Raw genomic sequence first — 4,843 nt, forward strand, 5'->3', positions numbered from 1 at the left:
AAACCGTTCTGCTGGTCTCCCGGAGCTCCAGGAAGCGCATTTGTGTTTAAAACAACTGCGCAGAAGATCAACGCGCCAAACAGGACTAAAAGACCTGTTGGCAAGCGATTGCCAATTTGAGCGCCAGCACGGAAAAGCATTTGCTGCATGTTGACTGCTCTGGAAAGCTTTCACGCGCGCCTTATTAAAACAAGCGCGACGCCCGTGGGTGACCAACTCCTCAAATACCGCCTCAATCCTCGCCTATCCTAACCAAACGATCACAGATCTTACGCTGGCCACGTGCTGCTACCATGTCATTCTGCAGAACTTACAAACACATTGCCCATTTCGGGCCTGTTGCATTCTATTCGTCAGTCTGGACGGACAGATTCGCTATCTTCATGTATTTCTTCGACACGACTGAGAAAGCTTCCCCGGTGCAGGCGAGTTTGCACGACACTCCCTGGGGAAAGGGACGCTGCCTCTCGGACCAGACGTCCCTCGGGATGCGTCAACGTCATGGAGTAACCCCGGGAAAGCACTCCCAGGGGGCTGAGCGACTCCAGTCGCGCTGCCGCGCTGTTGAGGGCCATGCGGTTCCGCTCCAGCAATCGGCCAGCAGCCTGATCCAAACGCCGTTCCCATTCATCAATCCGCTGACTGCGGCTGTGAACCAGTTCTTTTGGAAAGCGAAACACGGGCCGGGATGCAAGCGCCTCAACTTGTGTCCGTACCGCCTTCAACCGCAAATTGAGATGAGAGCGAAGTCGTATGGCGTACCCTGTGAGGACGGCTTCCAGTTCCTCCTGGGAGGGCACCACTTTGGAAGCTGCGTCCGTGGGTGTCAATGCCCGGACATCCGCCGCCAGGTCGGCCAGCGTCACGTCTATTTCATGACCCACTGCAGACACCACCGGAATCCTTGAACTGGCAACCGCCCGAACCACACTTTCCTCATTGAAGGCCCAGAGATCCTCAATACTTCCACCACCACGGGTGAGGACGATCACATCCAGATTCCAATCGTATTTTTCCAGCCATTGAAATGCCTCTGCGATCTCCTCAGCAGCTCCTTCCCCCTGAACCTTCACGGGAATAATGAGCACGTCCACCGCCCGAAAGCGACCACGCAGGGCAGTCAGGAAATCGTGAATCGCTGCACCAGTGGGACTTGTGATCACAGCGATTCGCCGAGGCCAGCGGGGTAGGGGGCGCTTCCGGGCCGCATCGAACAGCCCCTCTCGAGCCAACCGTTCCTTGAGACGCCGCAGGGCCAGCTCTTTGGCCCCCCAACCACTCGGCTCGATTTCCTCCACAATGAGTTGATACCGCCCATGGGGCGGGTAAACGTCCAGCCTTCCCCGGCAGAACACCTGTAAGCCGTCGTGCAGATCAAACGTGAGCCGTTCACGGTACGATCGCCATATGACCGCCGGTAGTTGTGCCCCCTCGTCTTTGAGCGTGAGATAACAGTGGCCCGACCGGGCCACCGACAGATCAGCCACCTCACCGATGACGGCGACACTGGGAAAGATATTCTCCAGAACCTCCTTAATGAGGATTGTAAGCTCAGATACCGTGAAAACGTGTGACTGGCTGTCGAATAATTGCGATTGAAAAATATACTCGTCTGACATCGACGTTCCGAAATATTCGCAAAGGTAAGGGTGCAGACAATTGGACGGCTTTCCAATCAACAACCGAAAATCGAGACAACCCAGCGGCAAGATCCCAATCAACACGTTGCGTTTAGCATGCCGCGCGATTTACCAGATTCACGCCCCACGGGAGGTCTTCTCGAGGGCATTCCCACGGTGGATGGGCCGCCCGAGCTTTGAACAACGCCATCTCATTCTCGCGAGGCTTGCCACTCTCAGCCCATTCTTCCGCGGCCTCCGTCAGCAAATTCAAGCGGTTCTCCAGCATTTGGCGATAATATTCGATGCCTTCTCGATCCAGGTTCTGGGGAATCGTGATCGGCGCGCTGGTGATCGCACGCGCTCTGGAAAACGGCCGGGGAATGGCAAACTGATCCCAACTGTTCAAACGCCATGGCCTGTGGTACCCGAACCCCATCAGCACAATCGGCACACCCAACCGAGAGGCCACGTAAACAGCCCCCGGCGCCATATGTCGGCGCGGTCCACGCGGACCGTCGGGCGTGATTGTCAGATGTTGGCACCGCCCAACATCAAGTAACTGGCGAAGGGCCTGATCGCCACCCCGGCGGCTTGAACCCCGAACGAAATCATACCCCAGGACCTTGGCCACTTCGGTCAACAAATTGGCGTCCCTGTGCCGGGATACGAGCATTGTCAAATAACAATGTCCCCGCAAATAAAGCGGGAATAGGATGTACTCATGCCAGAATAAGTAGAGTTTCGGTCCTACACATTCGGGATAGACCGGGTCGATGCTCCGGTCTTCGTAACATACGCGGTAATTCAATGTGCTCATCCATGTGCGAAGGAGCATCGCTGTGACACGGGCTGCCACCCTCACAGGCCATTTCGGCGATCCATCCCCTGAAAGCTTACCTGGCTCCGCCATGGCAATTCATCGCGTTGGTTCAATGTCAGCAGGCCATTCACCGGTGAATACAGTCGTCGCCGGTCCCGTCATCAACACATTGCCCGATGGTGCCCATTCGATGACGAGCTCGCCGCCCGGAAGTCGAACGGTTAGTTTCCGTTGTGTTCGCTCGGTAAGAGCCCCCGCTACGCATACGGCGCAGGCACCCGTCCCACAGGCCAGCGTTTCGCCCGATCCGCGTTCCCACACCCGCACATCCACCTGTTGGGGTGAACAAACCCGAACAAACTCGACATTGACACGCTGGGGAAAGGCGGGATGTTTTTCGATGATCGGACCAAGCCGGCGGAAGGTTTGGTCGGTAAGGTCTTCGGTGAAAATCACGCAGTGGGGATTGCCCATGGACACACATGTCACGTTCACGGAAGCGCCGTCATCCAGGGTCAGGGGCGCCTCAATGACCGGACTGCCCGGCAACGTTGTGGGAATCCGCGCTGGCTCGAGAATCGGCTCCCCCATGTCAACGGTTACTTCGGTTACGCGGTCCTCCTGGACCGTGAGCTGGAGAGTCAATATGCCCCGGCCGGTTTCAATTCTCAGCGGATTTCGCCGGCTTATGCCTCTTTCGAACACGTATTTAGCCACACATCGCACGCCGTTGCCGCACATTTCGGCTTCGGAACCATCGGCGTTGAAGATCCGCATCCGCGCGTCAGCCACATCGGAGGGAAGGATCAGGATGAGTCCATCGCCGCCAATTCCAAAGTGGCGGTCGGAAACCTTCGGAGCGAGAACCTCGGGTGGCTCGGGAAGGGACTGTTCAAAGCAATCGACGAAAATGTAATCGTTGCCAATGCCGTGCATTTTCACAAATTTCATCCATCGGCTCCTTCACGCATGCGACGTCATCCGCGCAACTATTGATTCTACAGGCAGGCCGCATTTCGTGGGAGCAGAATTTCTGTCGCACCGACATGAAGCGCCAATCGCCCAAGCGCGTGGGCTCGTATCATCAGACAACGCTTCCGGGCGGCCATTCCTGGAAGAGATTCCTCTCCTCTCCGTCGGCCCTCGTTCCGCCCATCACCCCGTCAGGTCGATAAGGCGTCCCAGCTCACCGTGCGGATCAGCCGTTTTTTTCGTTGGATCTTCGGTTTCATCCGTCTTCCCTGAAACGGGAGGCAATTCCCAGGGCCGGCGTCCGTCGGCATCGCGTTCCTCCGTCTCGTGATTCTCGCCGTCGGTCTCACCAATTCCAGCAGCGGCCTCTGCCTGTCGATCTGCTGCCACACGCCTTTCCTGGCTTTCGCGAACCCCCTGATTGGCGTCCGTCTCATTCTTTCCCTGAGCCAGTGGTGTACCCGCAATCGCCGAAATAATGGGGCCAAGTGGTCCAACACTCATCGTGCCACCTCCTCACTGACAATGCGCCATCACAGTTGAGGAGGAAGAACCCTTTGCCGCGGTCTCTGGAAGTTGCTTTTTTCTTCCTCATCCTATCAAACCTGTGCTTATTCCAAATGATCGAAATCCTGTTCGGAAAACCGCAAGGTAACCGAATTCTCAAATCTGACCGGTTTTTCAACGTTCCCCGAGGATGGATTCACTACCGCGTGCATTTCTGTTTCCCAGTTGAAACCTTTGGAGGGCCTCGTTCACACCAGGAAAGGGTTCCCGTCGGACGATCGGTTCCCTCAGTGTCCCCCCCACATGAACGAGCACAATCTGCTCGCTGGCGCCGCGGAACAACTCCTTGACCACGGGGACCTGAATCTCGCGACGCCCCAGCATCGCCCGCATGATCAATCGCAGGTTCCCATCCAAATCTACCTCACCCTGGCCGGTCAGGCTGAACGCATCCCCCGAAAAGGTGATATTATCCAAATAGACATGTCGCCCGGCAATTCGAAATTGCCCTGAACTCTCGCTGAACGCCGTGGTATCTGGCTGGCGGATACTCAGAATTTTCAATAATGCGATCATCAGGGGCAGTTCATAGATGTTCGCTTCCCGAAGTTGAAAATTCCCGTAACCAGCCAATCCCTGGATATCGTCACCCTGACCTTTAAGTCGCACGGCTGCATCCAACGTTCCACGGACGATTGACGAATTAGACTGATATTCCCGGACGAGTTCCGTAAAATCAGCCTTGAGCAAAGAAAACGCAACGTCGTACTCGAATCTGTCGGAAAGACGCACCCAGCCGGCCCCGGATAACGTGCCTCCGAACAGTTCTGCCGTGAGAGGCTGGCGCGCGTTCGCCGATTGATCGACGGCCGATTTCCCGCGAGCGGATTGAGCGACCGCCCCATCCCCACCGAAAATCACC

At 56.5% G+C, this 4,843-nt stretch carries 5 protein-coding genes; all 5 read right to left on the bottom strand.

Going from position 1 to position 4,843, the window contains the following annotated elements; all coding sequences use genetic code 11:
• Nucleotides 1-353: 353 nt before the first annotated feature.
• Nucleotides 354-1,619 carry an exodeoxyribonuclease VII large subunit gene (xseA, locus tag H5U08_RS10220; RefSeq protein ID WP_297032693.1) on the bottom strand — a complete coding sequence of 422 codons (1,266 nt, stop codon included), beginning with the start codon at nt 1,617-1,619 and terminating at the stop codon, nt 354-356.
• 112 nt (nt 1,620-1,731) lie between these two features.
• Nucleotides 1,732-2,532: a lysophospholipid acyltransferase family protein gene (locus H5U08_RS10225; protein WP_297032695.1), complete on the bottom strand. Its 801-nt coding sequence runs from the start codon at nt 2,530-2,532 to the stop codon at nt 1,732-1,734.
• Nucleotides 2,533-2,538: 6 nt separating this feature from the next.
• Entirely contained in the window at nt 2,539-3,393 is an 855-nt protein-coding gene (dapF, locus tag H5U08_RS10230) for a diaminopimelate epimerase (protein ID WP_297032697.1), read from the bottom strand.
• A gap of 204 nt (nt 3,394-3,597) precedes the next feature.
• Nucleotides 3,598-3,918, bottom strand: a complete 321-nt coding sequence (locus H5U08_RS10235) for a hypothetical protein (protein ID WP_297032698.1) — start codon at nt 3,916-3,918, stop codon at nt 3,598-3,600.
• Nucleotides 3,919-4,095: 177 nt separating this feature from the next.
• Nucleotides 4,096-4,843: AsmA-like C-terminal region-containing protein (locus H5U08_RS10240; RefSeq protein WP_297032700.1), on the bottom strand; the 748-nt coding region annotated here is incomplete at its 5' end.

Origin of the sequence: Thermogutta sp. (assembly GCF_014359955.1) — a bacterium.
In the GTDB taxonomy this organism is placed as follows: Bacteria; Planctomycetota; Planctomycetia; order Pirellulales; family Thermoguttaceae; genus Thermogutta.

Coding starts and splice junctions, on each gene's coding strand:
- xseA (WP_297032693.1), bottom strand. CDS start 1,619: ATGTCAGACGAGTATATTTTTCAATCGCAATTATTCGACAGCCAGTCA.
- H5U08_RS10225 (WP_297032695.1), bottom strand. CDS start 2,532: ATGGCGGAGCCAGGTAAGCTTTCAGGGGATGGATCGCCGAAATGGCCT.
- dapF (WP_297032697.1), bottom strand. CDS start 3,393: ATGAAATTTGTGAAAATGCACGGCATTGGCAACGATTACATTTTCGTC.
- H5U08_RS10235 (WP_297032698.1), bottom strand. CDS start 3,918: ATGAGTGTTGGACCACTTGGCCCCATTATTTCGGCGATTGCGGGTACA.